Consider the following 13,721-nt stretch of genomic DNA (forward strand, 5'->3'; position numbering starts at 1 on the left):
ATGCCATTGCTTAGGCTATACATCCGGACGACCCGAGGACAACGCCACCGCCCGAACGACTTTCGTCGGGCCCCGACGACCGCGCGCCCCACGCGGACGCGCACAGGGAGACGCAGAACCGTGCACCCGACCGAAGACGCATCGCGATCCGCCGCCGACGACTCCCCCGCCCACGGCCCGACTTCCTCTCCGGGCGGCCGACTCCCCACCGGGCGCTCGCTCCTGGCGGGACGCGAGGTCACCGGCGACGGGGACGCCTGGTACGCGGTCGCCGCCGCCACCGGCGAGCCGTTCGGCACGCCGTACCGCGACGCCTCGGCGGCGCAGGTGGCCGAGGCGGCCCGGCTGGCGGCGGCGGACGCCCGCGCCTACCGCGCGCTGCCGGCCGAGCGCCGGGCGGCCTTCCTCGACGCCTGCGCGGAGGAGATCGAGGCGCTGGGCGATTCCCTCCTGGAGTCGGCGGCCCGGGAGTCCGGGCTGCCCCTGGCCCGGCTGACCGGCGAACGGGGCCGCACCTGCGGTCAGTTGCGCCTCTTCGCCGATCTCGTCAGGAGCGGATCGGCGTCCGGCGCCCGGCTCTCGTCCGGCCCCTCGGGCGCCGACGTACGGCTCCGGCGCATCCCCCTCGGCCCGGTGGCGGTGTTCGGGGCGAGCAACTTCCCGCTGGCGTTCTCGGTCGCGGGCGGTGACACGGCGTCCGCACTGGCCGCCGGCTGCCCCGTGGTGGCCAAGGCGCACCCCGCGCACCCGGGCACCTGCGAGGCGGTGGCCCGCGCGGTCACGGCGGCCGCCGCGCGGACCGGGATGCCGGCCGGCGTGTTCTCCCTGCTGGTGGGGCGGGGCCATGCGGTGGGCCTCGCCCTGGTCGGCGACCCGCGCATCGCCGCCGTGGGCTTCACGGGCTCCCGGGCGGGCGGGCTGGCCCTGGTCGCCGCCGCGCAGGCCCGCCCCGTACCCGTCCCGGTCCACGCGGAGATGTCCGCGGTCAACCCGGTGATCATGCTCGACGGGGCCCTGTCCGCGCCGGAGGGGACCGCCGCCGCGTACGTGGCGTCGCTGACCAACGGCGCGGGCCAGTTCTGCACGAACCCGGGTCTCCTGCTGCTGCCGGCGGGAGAGGCGGGGGACGCGTTCCTGGCCGAGGCGGCCCGGTTGACCGAAGCGGCGGAGGGCCAGGTCATGCTCACCCCGGCCGTGGCGCGCTCGTACACCGAGGGCGTACGCCGCTGGGCACGGACCCCCGGCGTACGCGAGGCGGCCCGGGGCACGGCGGGCCCCGGGCCCTGCGCCCCGGCGCCCGCCCTCCTGGAGTGCGACGCGGCCGTGTACACCGCGCACGAGGTGCTCACCGGCGAGGTCTTCGGCCCGGCGGGCCTGGTCGTACGCTGGCGGGACACGGCGGAACTCGCCGGACTGCTCGATCAATTGGAGGGCCAGCTCACGGCCACCCTGCACGCGGCGGACTCCGACCGGGCGACGGCGCTGGAGCTGCTGCCGGTGCTGGAGGAGCGGGCGGGGCGCGTCCTGTGGAGCGGCTGGCCCACCGGCGTCGAGGTCTGCCACGCGATGGTGCACGGCGGTCCGTGGCCCGCGACCAGCTCCCCCGGAACGACGAGCGTGGGCGCTCTCGCGATCGACCGCTGGCTGCGTCCGGTCTGCTACCAGTCCTTCCCCGAGGCCCTGCTGCCCCCCGAACTCCGCACCGACGCCGCGCCGGGGACCCCCCGCCCGACCGGGCCGGGTTTCACCCCGGAACTCCGGTAGGAGCACGGCCGTACGGCCTTCGCCACCCGGACCCGGGGTGCGGTTTCCCGCGCCCGGGTCCGGGTGGGGGGCGCCCGGATGGTTCGCCGGGCCGGGTCGGCCGAAGACCGGCCCGGCCCGGCCCCGGATGCCGGATGCCGGATGCCGGAGCACCCACCGGCAACACCGTTGCCCGGCAAGCCTGTTGTCACCCCTCACTTTCGGGTAGGTGTCCCCGACGTCCGGCTCCCGTCCATCCGGTCGGCCAGGGCCTGTCGCCCGTTCGAACTCGTACACCGCGGAGGAGTGTTCATGGGCATCCATCACAGCGGCCGGGATCACGGCGGGCCGCACCCGGGCCGGGCGGACGGTCGGCGGATCACCTCGTACGACCGTGACGGCCTGGTCTTCGACGTCGTGGACGGGGGTCCGCTCGACGGGGAGATCGTGGTGCTCCTGCACGGGTTCCCGCAGACGTCCTCCTCGTGGGCTCTGCTCGCGCCGCTGCTGCACGCTCAGGGGTACCGCACCCTCGCCCCCGACCAGCGGGGGTACTCGCCCCGGGCCCGGCCGCGCGGCAGGTTCGCCTACCGGATGTCCCAGCTCGTCGAGGACGTCGTCGCGCTCATCGGGGTGGCTTGCCCCGCCGGGCGCACGGTGCACGTCGTCGGGCACGACTGGGGCGCCGCGGTCGCCTGGACGCTGGCCGGCGCGCGGCCGGACCTGGTGGCCACGTTGACGGCGCTCTCGGTCCCGCATCCAGCCGCCTTCATGCGGTCGCTCGTCACCAGCCGCCAGTTCCTGATGTCCTGGTACATGTACGCCTTCCAAGTGCCGTGGCTGCCCGAACTGTTGCTGCGCCGCATCGACCCGGCCTCGGCCCCGCGCGTCACCGAGCGGCTGGCGGCGGGGCAGGAACCGGGGCGTCTCGTCCGGGACATGGAGCACCTGGTGGCCTCGGGAGCGCTCACCCCCGCGCTCAACTGGTACCGGGCGATGCCGTTCAGCACACCGGGGCAGCTGGCGAGGATCACCGTGCCCACCCTCTTCGTCAACAGTGACAGCGACCCGGCCCTGGGGCAGGCGGGCGCGCGGCGCACCCGCGCCCTGGTGTCCGGCCCGTACACCTTCCGTACGCTGGCCGGGGTCGGCCACTGGATCCCGGAGCAGGCCGCCTCCGAGGTGGCCGGACTCCTGCGCGCACACCTCGCGGACCGGTCCCGGGGCGGCCCGGAACGGCCGCGGTAGCCCGTCTTCGGCAGGGCCCGGGGCCTACCTCCGGGGGTACGCAGGAGCGCCTTCGGCAGGGCCCGGACCTACTCCCCGGGGTGGGCCCGGCGCTCGACCGTGATGTCGGTGGATCCGTCGCGCACCGCGCGCTCGGCCTCGTCCGCGTCGGCGCCCGCGAAGACCAGGATGTCGGCGGCGACCAGCCGTACGCTCTCCCCCACCGCGACCGGCACGGCCGAGCCGCGTTCCGGGGCGTCCCGGACGATGTCGAGGGTGCGCCGGGCGGCGTGCTGGAACACGACATGGCTGCCGCGCGCCTCCCCGAGCGCGTCCAGGACCCCGGACAGCCCCCGTACCGTGGCGGCGAACGCCTTGCGGTGGACGGGGTCGAGGATCGTGGCGCCCCGGATGAGGGTGAGACAGCTGTTGCCGAGCAGGTCCAGATGGCGTGTGGCGGCGATCTCCCGCCGAATGGGCTCGCGCCGGCCGCGCCAGCGCGGCGTCCGGCGGGCGACGGCGATCGCGTCGTCACGGGTGTGGCCGAGATCGTCCAGCAGCGTGTAGACGGGCCGCAGTTCCCTCCACGGCTGGTCCTCCCGTTCGTCCGCCGAGGCGTCCAGGGTCCGGGCCGTCAGCTCCAGCGCCCGGCCCAGCCCCTTCAACGTGTCGGCCTCGGCCCGTCTCAGCAGGGTGAACGGGTGCGGCGGGAAGAGGACTTGGCTGAACACGAGCGCGACGCCGGCTCCGAGCAGGGCGTCCAGTACCCGGTCGATACCGGCCTGCTGCCCGGCCGCGACGGAGATCACCGCGCCCACGGCGGCCTGCGCCATGGTGATGCGCTCACCGTCGATGAGGAGCGCGACGAGGAGCGCGCAGAGCACGGCGGCGCCGACCGCCCCGTCGCCGTGGCCGAGGAGGCGGAAGGCCGCCTGCCCGACGACCACCCCCGCGATGACGCCGGACATGACCCGTACCGCGTTGGTGCCGCGCCCGCCCACCGGGGTGTTGAGGGCGACGAGGGTGGCGATCGGGGCGAAGAGGGGGACGTGGTGGTCGAAGACGGTCCCGGCGATCCACCAGGAGAGCGCGGCCGCCGCGGACTGCTGGAGCACCGGCCACAGATTGCCCTTGACGCGCGACCACGCCTCGTACATCGTCCTCCTTCACTTCCCGGGGCTCCCCTGCCTGCCCGGACTCGCGGGCACCGGACTTCCGGGACACCGGCCTCGCGGGCACCGGACTCGCGGGCTCCGGGCTCCCGCCCCGCCCGGCCACGGTCCGCGGCGGGCGCTCAGCCGGTCGGCGCTGCGGGCCCCCGCTCCCCTGCCGGGCGGGCGTCGTCGAACAGGCGGGGCCCCAGCTCGTGCCAGTTCCGCAGCCCGGGGAGCCGGTCCCCCGCCTCCGGGCCCCAGCTTCCCGGCGCGTACGACAGCGGCGGTTCCACCGGGTCCAGGACCGGGCCCACGATGCGCCAGCACTCCAGGACGGTGGGGAAGAAGGCGAAGCACTCGGGGTCGCCGACGACGGCCCCGTACAGGATGTTCTCGTACGGGAGTTCCTGCCGCCCCAGCACCTGCGCGAAGTCGACGCCGATGGGCACGGTCAGCGGCCCGTCGGTGCTCTCGGGCTTGTTCAGCATCAGGTCCGCCCGGATGCCGGTGTCGCCGTCGATGCGGAAGCGGATGACGTTGGGCGGCGTCTGGACGTCGTCGCCGCCGAAGAGTTCCAGCGGGGGCTTGCGCAGTTCGACGACGACCTCGGTGGCGGAGACGGCCAGCGCCTTGCCGCTGCGCAGGTAGAAGGGGACGTCGGCCCAGCGCCAGTTGTCGACGAACATGCGGGTCGCGAAGTAGGTCTCCGTGGTGGAGCCCGGCTCGACGCCCTCGACGTCGCGGTAGCCGTCGTACTGGCCGCGTACGGTCGCGGCGGGGTCCATGGTGCGGGTCGCGTGCAGGGCCCGCCACTTCTCCAGCCCCTGCGCCTGGGCGTTGGTGGCGCTCGGCGGTTCCATCACGAGGAGGGCGAGGACCTGGAGCATGTGGTTCTGGACCACGTCGCGCAGACAGCCCACCGCGTCGTAGAAGGAGCCGCGGTCGGCGACGTCGAAGTCCTCGGCGAGGGTGATCTGCACGTTGTCCACGTAGGCGCGGTGCCAGATCGGCGCGAGCAGCGTGTTGGCGAACCGGGAGACCATCAGGCTCTCCACCGCCCGGTTGCCGAGGAAGTGGTCGACGCGCAGCAGATGGGCATTGTCGAAGTGGGCGGAGAGGTCGTCCTGGAGCTTCCGCGCCGAGGCGAGGTCGTGGCCGAACGGCTTCTCCACCACCAGCCGGGCGTTCCGGTTCAGCCCCTCGGCGGCCAGCGACCCGGCGACCGCGGTGAACAGCGACGGCGGGATCGCCAGGTAGTACGTCACGAAGCCGCGCCCCGCCACGGCCTCGCGCAGCCGGGTGAAGGTGGCGGCGTCGGTGAAGTCGCCGGTGACGATGGACAGGTTCGCCGCGAACCGGGCGAAGACCTCCTCGTCGATGTCCGTCCCCTCGGCGGCGACAGCCTCCCGCGCGTGCCTGCGCAAGCCGTCGTCGTCCCAGTCGGTGGCCGCCACCCCGATGACGGGCACGGTGAGCTTGCCGGACTCGGTGAGCCGGTACAGGGCGGGCAGCAGCATCTTCTTGGCGAGGTCGCCGGAGATGCCGAAGAGGACCAGGACGTCGGACCGTTCCATCTCGGGCGGGCTGAGCAGGTTCTCGGTCATCACGACCGTCCTTTCCGGTGCGTGGCCGGCTTCGGGGCGTTGTCAGGCGGTCCCTGGTCGCGTCCGAAGCGGGCGTTCAGCGCCGCCTCGATCTGTTCCGGGTCGCGGCCCTTGGTCTCGGGCAGGTAGCGGCCGACGAAGAAGAACGCGGCCACGCAGATCGCGGCGAAGATCCAGAAGGTCTCGCCCTGGCCGAGGGCGGAGGCGACGGGCAGGAAGGCGAGGCTGACGGCGAAGTTGGAGATCCAGTTGACCGCCGTGGCCACGCTCGATCCCTCCGCCCGCACCGACGGCGGGAAGATCTCGCCGAGCAGCGTCCAGAAGACGGGGCCGAGGCCGCCGGCGTAGGCCGCGATGTAGACGACCATGAACAGCAGCGTCAGCACCGAGTTCATGCCGACCACGAACGCCAGCCCCAGCATGAAGATCGAGACCGCCATGAGGGCGAGCGAGACGAGCACCATGACGCGGCGGCCGGCCCGGTCGACCAGGCGGATCGCGACGAGCGTCATGACCAGGTTGATCAGGCCGATGAACACGGAGTAGAAGATGGAGTTCGACGCGTTCAGACCGGTCTGCTGGATGATGGTCGGGGCGTAGTAGATGATCGTGTTGATGCCGCCGAACTGCTGTACGGCCGCGAGGGTGAGCCCGACGACGAGCGCCGGACGCAGGTCGGGCGTGAGCAGCCTCCTGGCCGTCCCGCCGGAGGACGCGGCGTTCCGCTTCCGCTGCTCGCGCTCCTCGGCGATCCGTTGCTGGGCCCGGGCCACCAGGGTGTCCGCCGTGGCCTCGTCGGCGACCGAGGCGATCCCCTTGCGCGCCTGTTCGGCCTGGCCGTTGGCGATGAGCCACTGGGGCGATTCGGGCAGGAACCACAGGGCCGCCGCCACCATGAGGGCGGCCGGGACCGCGCCGACGGCGAACATGGCCCGCCACATCTCGCTGCTGGAGAAGGCGAGGTTGACCAGGTACGCGATCAGGATGCCGAGGGTGATCATCAACTGGTTCATGGTGAGCAGCCGGCCGCGGATCTTCGTCGGCGAGATCTCGGAGAGGTAGACGGGAACCGTCGCCGACGCCGCCCCGACCGCGAGGCCGAGGATGATCCGGCCCACCATGAGGACGGGGTAGCCGTTCGCGGTGCTCGCGATCGCCGTGCCGACGATGAACACCGCGCCGATCAGTCCGAGCGCCTTCCTCCGGCCGAGGCCGTCGGAGAGCCGCCCGGCCGAGGTGGCGCCGACCACCGCGCCGATGAGCAGCACACTGACCACGCTGCCCTGCTCGAAGGAGTTGAGGCCGAAGTCCTGCTTGATGTACAGCAGGGCTCCGGACACGACCCCGGTGTCGAAGCCGAACAGGAAGCCGCCGAGCGCGATCGCGGCCGCCCAGCGGGTGATCTTCCGTTGCCCTTCCGGCGGGATCTCGGTGAGCGGCCCGTGGGTGCCCGGTTCCTTGGAGAAGCCCTGAACCATCTCGCTCCCTCTGTCGTGCTCTGTCGTGAGCGGGCTCGTCCTGGCCAGACCACCACCTTTCCGGACGAAACGATGACCGTACGACGCAATCGGGTGGTTCGCGGAGACGGAACCGTACGGAACGCCGTACGCCCCCGTCTCCGGTCGGCGCGGGCGTACGGAACGCGATACCTGACGCCCGCCACTGGTCAGCACGCAGGCGGACGGGACGCGGCGCCGGGCGACACGCGGACCCGGCGTCGGCGGCGCGTACGCGTACGGGACGTCGCGCCGGGTGATACGCGGACCCGGGTGCCGCCTCGGCAGGCAGGCGGTACGCGCGGGTGGCACCCCGGCCGGCGTAGCGCGAGTGGCCGGGCCGGGGCGGGAGAGGCAGGCTGCCGAGCAGGCGCGGCGACTCCCCGCCGCCGCCCGCTGTCGGCCGTACGGGAGGCGGGAACGCTCATGGCCCACCCGGACGAGGAGGCCGAGGAACGCTCGGCGGACAGCAAGGGCGGCCCCGGGCACACGGTCCTGCTGGCGGTGGCGTTCGCGGTGCCGGTGACGAAGGTGGCGTACACGGTCGGGGGCGGGGCCGCGGCGCGCGACGTGTTCGTCGGGATGGAACCGGCGAACTGGCCCGACGTCCTGATCGGCATGGTGCTCACCGACCCGCTCCTCGCCTCCGTACTGGCCGTGGTCGTCTCCCGCGTGGTGTTCGCCCTGTTCGCGGCGCGCGGCGCGGTCCCGGTGGGCGGGGGCGTCGTCCGCGCGCTCCAGCGGGTGGCGCTGACGGTGGTCAACCCGGTCGCGATGGCGGTGCTGGTCACGTGCTTCTTCGGCCCGTGGTGGGGTCTGGGCACGGGGCTCGCGGCGTACGCGCTGCGCAAGGGCGTCGTGGTGGAGTACCGCACCGGCAGGCGGCGCCCGCACGGGCACCGGGGCGGCTCGCACCGGGACGACGGCAGCTTCCGGCCGCCCCGGGGACTGCGCCGGGCGGCGGCCCTGGAACAGTGGGCGGCCCTGGGCCTGACGGTGTTCGCCCTCCCGGTACTGGCGTTCGTCGCCGCGCTGGACGGGCAGGCGTGGACGTCGATCGTTCGCTGCGAGGTCACCGAGGCCACCCGGACCGAGAGCAACCGCCTGATCGAACTGGGCCGCAAGGGCAACGGAGTCGTGGGCTGGAACCTGGACACGGAGGAGATCTCCAACGGCACGGGCTGCACGGGCGAGGAAAGCCTGTACGTCCGCGAACCGTGGTGGCGCTGATACGCCGACGGAGCCCCCGAGCGGAGGATCCCGAAGGATCCGGCATCCGCGCCGAGCCGCTTACCGGACACTCCGGGGCGAACACGGCACGTTCACATCGGGTCACCCGAATGCCGCACTTCTTCCGGCGAAAGAGCTCGTTGTGCGGGGTGCGGCACTAGAAAACATGTTTCGTTTCAAACCTTGACTACCTCCGGGGCGGCGAGGCCACAGCTGACGCGCCTTCGGTGAACATCTGTGCGTTCCGACTCCAGTACAGGGTGATGGGAACCATGCAGGAAACGAGGAGCAGATGCACGAAGGAAGCGTTCCGCTCAAGGACTTCCTCGACACCTTGAACCGGCTGCAGGCCGACTTCGAGCAGCGCCTGGGCGGCATCGAACGCAAACCGGCCCCGCTGCCGCACACCCCGGCGCAGGACCGTTCCGCCACGTCCCCCTGGACCCAGGAGGACGGCTACCGCCCGCTCGGGCTGGCGGCCATCTGGACCTCACCGGCCCCCGGCCCGGACGACCGGCCGGCCTCGCACCGACGTCCCGCGCCCTCGCACGGCGGAGAGCTGTTCCCGGACTGACGCGGGGTCGGGAAAAACGTTTTGCTCTACCGCGTGCTCCCCGCGTGCCGCGCCCGCTGACGTACGAACGGCCGCCTGGACGACACCCCTCCATCAGACGGACCGGCCTGGCCACGTGACGCGGAGGCACCGGCGCCCAGCACGAGGACCGGCCCCCGCTCGTCGCGCGGAACGGCCGGTCCTCCGTGTGGTGGCGCTGTCAGGGGAGGCGCTTGCGTGCTGCCTCGACCGAGTCGGAGACGGTCTTGACCGCCGAGTCCGCGACATCGCCCACCCGGTCCGCCACGTCGCCCACCCGGTCGGAGACGGTGGTGACGCGATGGGTGACCGCGCCGGACGCGTGGCCCGCCGCACGGCGGGTCCGGTGGGCGAGCGAGGGCTTGCCGTGCGTGTCGGCCGCGGCGATGAGCAGGCCGCCGAGCAGCGAGACGTCCGTGAGCAGGTCCGCCCGCTCGGCCTCCCTCGCCTCGGGGTCCGCGTCTCCCGCCTTCGGGTAGACGTACGGCGTCAGCGCCGACGCCACCAGCGTCGCCGCCAGGGCCGCCGAGGCCGTACGCGGGGCCCGCCCCAGGGCGAGGAGGACGCCCGCGCCGAGCCGTACCGCCCCCTGGATACGGACGAACTGCTCGGGATCGTCCGGCAGGCGCAGCCGGGAGACGGCGGGGACGGGGCCTCTGCCGACCTCCCCTCGGGCAGCGGGGACGGCCGGGTTGCGTACCGCCGCGTACCCGTCACGGATGAACTTCGAGGCCAGAAGGGGCCGGGCGAATCTGCGGAGAACAGCCATGTCCGTCGGCTGCCCCGTCACGGGCGGAGCACACGCGCCCGCGTGCCCGTGTCCTCCGGGTGGCCCCGTCGCGGGCCCCGGACGGCGGAGCGGCGCATCATGAGGGCATGCCATCGGAGCGCAGCGGTCCGGACCGGACGGACGACGGGCGGTACGTGATCATCGACGGCCGCCGCTGGCGGGCCACCGATCCGGACATCCCGGAGGACGCGGCCGCCGCCCTGCGCTCCCACCTCATGGCGGCACGCCGGGCGGTACGGGAGGCCAAGCGCGCCGAGGACGAGGCGGCGCTGCGGCGGGCGCGCGCACGGGTGCAGCGGGCCAAGGTCGCGCTCGGGGAGCGGGGCGACCCGTGGTGGGAGCAGTCCGCGCGCGAGCGCACCCGGCGATGGCGCGACGGGCTCGCGTGGTTCGACGGCGACGAGGCGAAGGCATGAGCCGGGTGAAGACCTGAGCCGGGGAAGATGTGGCGGGGCGGAGCGCGGGCCGACCGGGCCCGGCCGCGTGCGGATGGCCTCGGGGAGAGCCCTCCGGCCCGTGGAGGAGGGCCGCTTCTCCGCCCGTACCGGCGGCCGGAGCCCGTATGGGGGGATTCGCGGTCCCTGGATCACCACTGCCTTCATCCGCCCTTCCGCCTGCGACACCGTGGAGGGGAAGGCGGCGGACCGAGGTCCGCCCGCACCTGGCTGAAAGGCAACCACCATGACGCGCATCGCTCTGATCACCGGCGCCAACCGGGGCCTCGGACGCAGCACCGCCCTCCACCTCGCCGCGGCCGGCACCGATCTGATCCTCACCTACCGCTCGCACCACGGGGAGGCCGAGGCCGTCGTGGAGGAGGTCCGGAAGCTGGGGCGCACGGCGGTCGCCCTGCGGCTGGACGCCGGAGACACTTCGACGTTCCCGGCCTTCACCGCACAGGTACGGGAGGCACTGTCCCGGGAGTGGGAGCGCGACGACTTCGACGTCCTCGTCAACAACGCCGGTCACGGCGTGCACGCGCCGTTCGAGGAGACCACCGAGGAGCAGTTCGACGGGCTGATGGACGTCCACGTCAAGGGCGTCTTCTTCCTCACGCAGGCCCTGCTGCCGCTGATCAAGGACGGCGGGCGCATCCTCAACGTCTCCACCGGGCTCACCCGCTTCATCGCCGCTCCCACCGCCGCGTACGCGTCGGCCAAGGGCGCCGTGGAGATCCTCACCCGCTACCTCGCCAAGGAGCTGGGCCCGCGCGGTATCGCGGTCAACGCCCTGGCGCCGGGAGCCACCGGCACCGACTTCGGCGGCGGCGGAGTCCGCGACGACGACGGGATGCGGTCCATGCTGAGCGGCGTCACGGCCATGGGCCGACCCGGAGAACCCGAGGACATCGGAGCCGCTGCCGCCGCGCTGCTCGCCGAAGGCACGTCCTGGGTCACCGGGCAGCGGATCGAGGCGTCGGGCGGCATGCTGCTCTGAGCCACCCCGCCCGCCACCACCGCTCCGGCCTTCGAGGCCCGGACACGAGGGAGAGACCACAACCGTGGACCGAGCCCAGCTCGCGGACTTCCTGCGCACCCGCCGCGAAGTCCTGCAACCGGAGGACGTGGGCCTGCCCCGCGGGCCGCGCCGCCGTACCCGAGGGCTTCGGCGGGAGGAGGCGGCGGCGCTGAGCGGCATGTCCACCGACTACTACAGCCGGCTGGAGCAGCGGCGAGGCCCGCAGCCGTCGGAGCCGATGCTCGCCGCGATCGCCCGCGGCCTGCGGCTCTCGCTCGCCGAACGCGATCACCTCTTCCGTATCGCCGGGCACAACACTCCCTCCCGCCCGGGCTCTCTCCGCTCGGACCACATCACGCCCGGTCTGATGCGCATCCTGGGGCGACTGGACGACACCCCCGCACAGGTCGTCAGCGATGTCGCGGAGACCCTGGCCCAGACCACGATGGCGGCCGCGCTCCTCGGCGACCAGACGGGGTACACCGGTTCCGAACGCAGCCTCACCTACCGGTGGTTCACCGATCCCGCCACCCGGCTGCTGTACCCGGAGGAGGACCATCCGCTGCACAGCCGCTTCTTCGCCTCCGGCCTGCGCGCCGCCTACTCCCGGCAGGGGGCGGGCGGCCGCGCCGAGGAGCTGCGCGACCTCCTCCTGGAGCGCAGCGAGGAGTTCGCCTCGCTGTGGAGCGTGCACGAGATCGACGCCCCGCGTGTGGACCCCAAGCGCGTACGCCACCCGGAGCTGGGCGTCCTCACCCTGCAGTGCCAGGTGTTGGTGGACCCGGAGCAGAACCAGACGCTGCTGGTGTACACCGCCGCGCCGGGGTCGGCGGACGACGAGAAGCTGCGGCTGCTGCCGGTCCTGGGAGCGCGTCCCGCGGGCACCTAGCGGCGGCTCACGGGCAGCGGGGGGGCGGGGGCCTCCCGCTCAGCTCACGGGCTCCCCGCTCGACGCGGCGAGCGGGGGAACCGCCCGTTCGAGGTTGGCCAGGTGGTCGCCGAAACCGCCCTGCGCGCGCGGGGTGGTACGGGTCGACGTGGTCACGGGGCAGTCGGCGGTGCGCAGGATGCGTGCGCCGGTACGTTCCAGCGCGTCGACCAGGCCCCGGTCCTCGTCGAGCGCGGCGGGCGGGAAGCCGCCGGCCGCCGTATAGGCCCGGCTGCCGACGCCGAGGTTCGCCCCGTGCACGTGGGGGTGGTGCCAGGGGCGGCCCGACGGTGGACGGGTCGTCTCGTAGAGGCGGTGGTAGCGCGCGGCCAGGTGGGGCTTGCCCGGCGGCCAGCGGTCGGCGGTCACCGTGCCGACGACCGCGTCCCAGCCTTCGGCGGCGCGGGCCAGCTGGTGGGCGAGCCAGTCCGGGCGCACCGTGCTGTCGGCGTCCGTCGAGGCGATCCACACCGGGCCGGGGACGTCACCGAAGAAGCTGAGCGCGGTGAGGACGCCCGCGGCGCGGGACCGGCCGACGTTGCGGAACCCGACCGGTACGACCTGGGCGCCCGCGGCGCGGGCGACGGCTGCGGTGGCGTCCGTACAGGTGTCGGCCACGACCACCGTGAGCACGGGCGTCGCGCCGACACCGGGATGCCCGGCCGCCGCACGCACCGAAGCCAGGGCGGCCGGAAGCAGGGCTTCCTCGTCGCGGGCCGGGATGACGACGGCGACGGCGACGGGAGGGGCGCCGGCTGGGGCGCGCACCGCCCCGCTCCGGCCGCTCACACGAGTCCTTCGCGCGCGGCCGGCGAGAGGACGGCCGCGCCGTCGGGTCCGGTGCGCTCGTACACCTGGAGCACGAAGTCGGCCTCGCGGTGGTCCGCCGTCAGCGTCAGTCCGGGGACGGCGGCGACCGTACGGGCGAGCGTGGCGCCCGTCCCCCGGTGGTCGGGGACCGGGTGGTTCCAGTGGACCGTGGCCAGGGTGCCGCCGGGCTCCAGGGAACCGGCGGCGAGGTCCAGGACGCGGTCGAGGGTGGGTGCGTCGAAGTAGTAGAGCAGTTCGGACAGGACGATGAGGTCGAAGCCGCCGGAGGGCCACTGGTCGGGGACGGTCAGGTGGCGCACGTCCACGTGAGGCAGCGCGGACGTGCGCTCGCGGGCGGTCGCGACGGCGGACTCCACCCGGTCGCAGGCCACGACCCGATCGCACCGCTCGGCCAGTCGCACCGTCAGCTCCCCCACTGAGCAGGCGGGTTCGAAGGCGCGGCGGTAGCGCGGCAGCGGAAGGCCCGCCAGGGTGAGGTCGTACTTGCGGCGCTCGTACCACCGCTCGGCGAGGTGCCAGGGGTCGGAGGCGTCGCGGTACATGTCCTCGAAGTACGCGGCGGGGGTGCCTGCCGCGCCGGAGGCGTGCGACGCAGCGGAGGCGTCCGGCGTACGGCCCGCGTCGGCGGCACGGGAGGCCGCCGGGGCCCGGGGCACGTCCGGCGCACG

General features: G+C 73.8%; 13 protein-coding genes. 7 read left to right on the forward strand and 6 right to left on the reverse strand.

The features are described 5' to 3' along the window. Positions 1–120: 120 nt before the first annotated feature. Together IF19_RS0102230 and IF19_RS0102235 are read left to right on the forward strand one after the other, a co-directional pair. Complete coding sequence (locus tag IF19_RS0102230) at positions 121–1,764, forward strand: aldehyde dehydrogenase (NADP(+)) (protein ID WP_078580405.1); 1,644 nt, start codon at positions 121–123, stop codon at positions 1,762–1,764. Between the two features lie 291 nt (positions 1,765–2,055). Further along, positions 2,056–2,991: an alpha/beta fold hydrolase gene (locus IF19_RS0102235; protein ID WP_078580406.1), complete on the forward strand. Its 936-nt coding sequence runs from the start codon at positions 2,056–2,058 to the stop codon at positions 2,989–2,991. Between the two features lie 68 nt (positions 2,992–3,059). Here the strand turns inward: IF19_RS0102235 and IF19_RS0102240 are convergent, their stop codons facing one another. The 3 genes from IF19_RS0102240 to IF19_RS0102250 all read right to left on the reverse strand — a co-directional run bounded on the left by IF19_RS0102240 (position 3,060) and on the right by IF19_RS0102250 (position 7,206). Continuing rightward, positions 3,060–4,127 (reverse strand): FUSC family protein, encoded by a 1,068-nt coding sequence (locus IF19_RS0102240; RefSeq protein WP_050490831.1) that lies wholly within the window; start codon positions 4,125–4,127, stop codon positions 3,060–3,062. A 137-nt stretch (positions 4,128–4,264) separates the two neighbouring features. Beyond that, entirely contained in the window at positions 4,265–5,728 is a 1,464-nt protein-coding gene (zwf, locus tag IF19_RS0102245; protein ID WP_030114682.1) for a glucose-6-phosphate dehydrogenase, read from the reverse strand. After that, entirely contained in the window at positions 5,728–7,206 is a 1,479-nt protein-coding gene (locus IF19_RS0102250) for a sugar porter family MFS transporter (protein WP_030114681.1), read from the reverse strand. The genes zwf and IF19_RS0102250 overlap by 1 nt, the downstream gene beginning before the upstream one ends. 444 nt (positions 7,207–7,650) lie before the next feature. Between IF19_RS0102250 and IF19_RS0102255 the strand changes: the two genes are divergently transcribed. Beyond that, positions 7,651–8,454: a hypothetical protein gene (locus IF19_RS0102255; RefSeq protein ID WP_030114680.1), complete on the forward strand. Its 804-nt coding sequence runs from the start codon at positions 7,651–7,653 to the stop codon at positions 8,452–8,454. A gap of 292 nt (positions 8,455–8,746) precedes the next feature. Next, positions 8,747–9,028, forward strand: coding sequence for a hypothetical protein (locus tag IF19_RS0102260; RefSeq protein WP_030114679.1), 282 nt, complete (start codon positions 8,747–8,749; stop codon positions 9,026–9,028). A 199-nt stretch (positions 9,029–9,227) separates the two neighbouring features. Here the strand turns inward: IF19_RS0102260 and IF19_RS0102265 are convergent, their stop codons facing one another. Further along, positions 9,228–9,815, reverse strand: coding sequence for a DoxX family membrane protein (locus tag IF19_RS0102265; RefSeq protein ID WP_030114678.1), 588 nt, complete (start codon positions 9,813–9,815; stop codon positions 9,228–9,230). Between the two features lie 107 nt (positions 9,816–9,922). Between IF19_RS0102265 and IF19_RS0102270 the strand changes: the two genes are divergently transcribed. The 3 genes from IF19_RS0102270 to IF19_RS0102280 all read left to right on the forward strand — a co-directional run bounded on the left by IF19_RS0102270 (position 9,923) and on the right by IF19_RS0102280 (position 12,183). Then, entirely contained in the window at positions 9,923–10,252 is a 330-nt protein-coding gene (locus tag IF19_RS0102270; RefSeq protein WP_030187040.1) for a hypothetical protein, read from the forward strand. Positions 10,253–10,517: 265 nt separating this feature from the next. Continuing rightward, positions 10,518–11,273 carry an SDR family NAD(P)-dependent oxidoreductase gene (locus IF19_RS0102275; protein ID WP_030114676.1) on the forward strand — a complete coding sequence of 252 codons (756 nt, stop codon included), beginning with the start codon at positions 10,518–10,520 and terminating at the stop codon, positions 11,271–11,273. Between the two features lie 64 nt (positions 11,274–11,337). After that, positions 11,338–12,183 (forward strand): helix-turn-helix transcriptional regulator, encoded by an 846-nt coding sequence (locus IF19_RS0102280; protein ID WP_030276092.1) that lies wholly within the window; start codon positions 11,338–11,340, stop codon positions 12,181–12,183. 39 nt (positions 12,184–12,222) lie between these two features. On the opposite strand, the gene IF19_RS0102285 is transcribed toward IF19_RS0102280, so the two are convergent. After that, on the reverse strand, positions 12,223–12,990 hold the full coding sequence (locus tag IF19_RS0102285) for a glycosyltransferase (RefSeq protein WP_030187033.1): 768 nt from the start codon (positions 12,988–12,990) through the stop codon (positions 12,223–12,225). 17 nt (positions 12,991–13,007) lie between these two features. Next, a complete protein-coding gene (locus IF19_RS0102290) occupies positions 13,008–13,595 on the reverse strand; it encodes a class I SAM-dependent methyltransferase (protein WP_030114671.1) in 588 nt (195 codons plus the stop codon). Positions 13,596–13,721: the final 126 nt, after the last annotated feature.

It is taken from the genome of Streptomyces californicus (genome assembly GCF_000717645.1).
In the GTDB taxonomy this organism is placed as follows: Bacteria; Actinomycetota; Actinomycetes; order Streptomycetales; family Streptomycetaceae; genus Streptomyces; species Streptomyces californicus.

Excerpts from the sequence above, each read along its gene's own strand:
- IF19_RS0102235 (WP_078580406.1), top strand. The coding sequence starts at position 2,056 with ATGGGCATCCATCACAGCGGCCGGGATCACGGCGGGCCGCACCCGGGC.
- IF19_RS0102240 (WP_050490831.1), bottom strand. The coding sequence starts at position 4,127 with ATGTACGAGGCGTGGTCGCGCGTCAAGGGCAATCTGTGGCCGGTGCTC.
- zwf (WP_030114682.1), bottom strand. The coding sequence starts at position 5,728 with ATGACCGAGAACCTGCTCAGCCCGCCCGAGATGGAACGGTCCGACGTC.
- IF19_RS0102250 (WP_030114681.1), bottom strand. The coding sequence starts at position 7,206 with ATGGTTCAGGGCTTCTCCAAGGAACCGGGCACCCACGGGCCGCTCACC.
- IF19_RS0102255 (WP_030114680.1), top strand. The coding sequence starts at position 7,651 with ATGGCCCACCCGGACGAGGAGGCCGAGGAACGCTCGGCGGACAGCAAG.
- IF19_RS0102260 (WP_030114679.1), top strand. The coding sequence starts at position 8,747 with ATGCACGAAGGAAGCGTTCCGCTCAAGGACTTCCTCGACACCTTGAAC.
- IF19_RS0102265 (WP_030114678.1), bottom strand. The coding sequence starts at position 9,815 with ATGGCTGTTCTCCGCAGATTCGCCCGGCCCCTTCTGGCCTCGAAGTTC.
- IF19_RS0102270 (WP_030187040.1), top strand. The coding sequence starts at position 9,923 with ATGCCATCGGAGCGCAGCGGTCCGGACCGGACGGACGACGGGCGGTAC.
- IF19_RS0102275 (WP_030114676.1), top strand. The coding sequence starts at position 10,518 with ATGACGCGCATCGCTCTGATCACCGGCGCCAACCGGGGCCTCGGACGC.
- IF19_RS0102290 (WP_030114671.1), bottom strand. The coding sequence starts at position 13,595 with ATGTACCGCGACGCCTCCGACCCCTGGCACCTCGCCGAGCGGTGGTAC.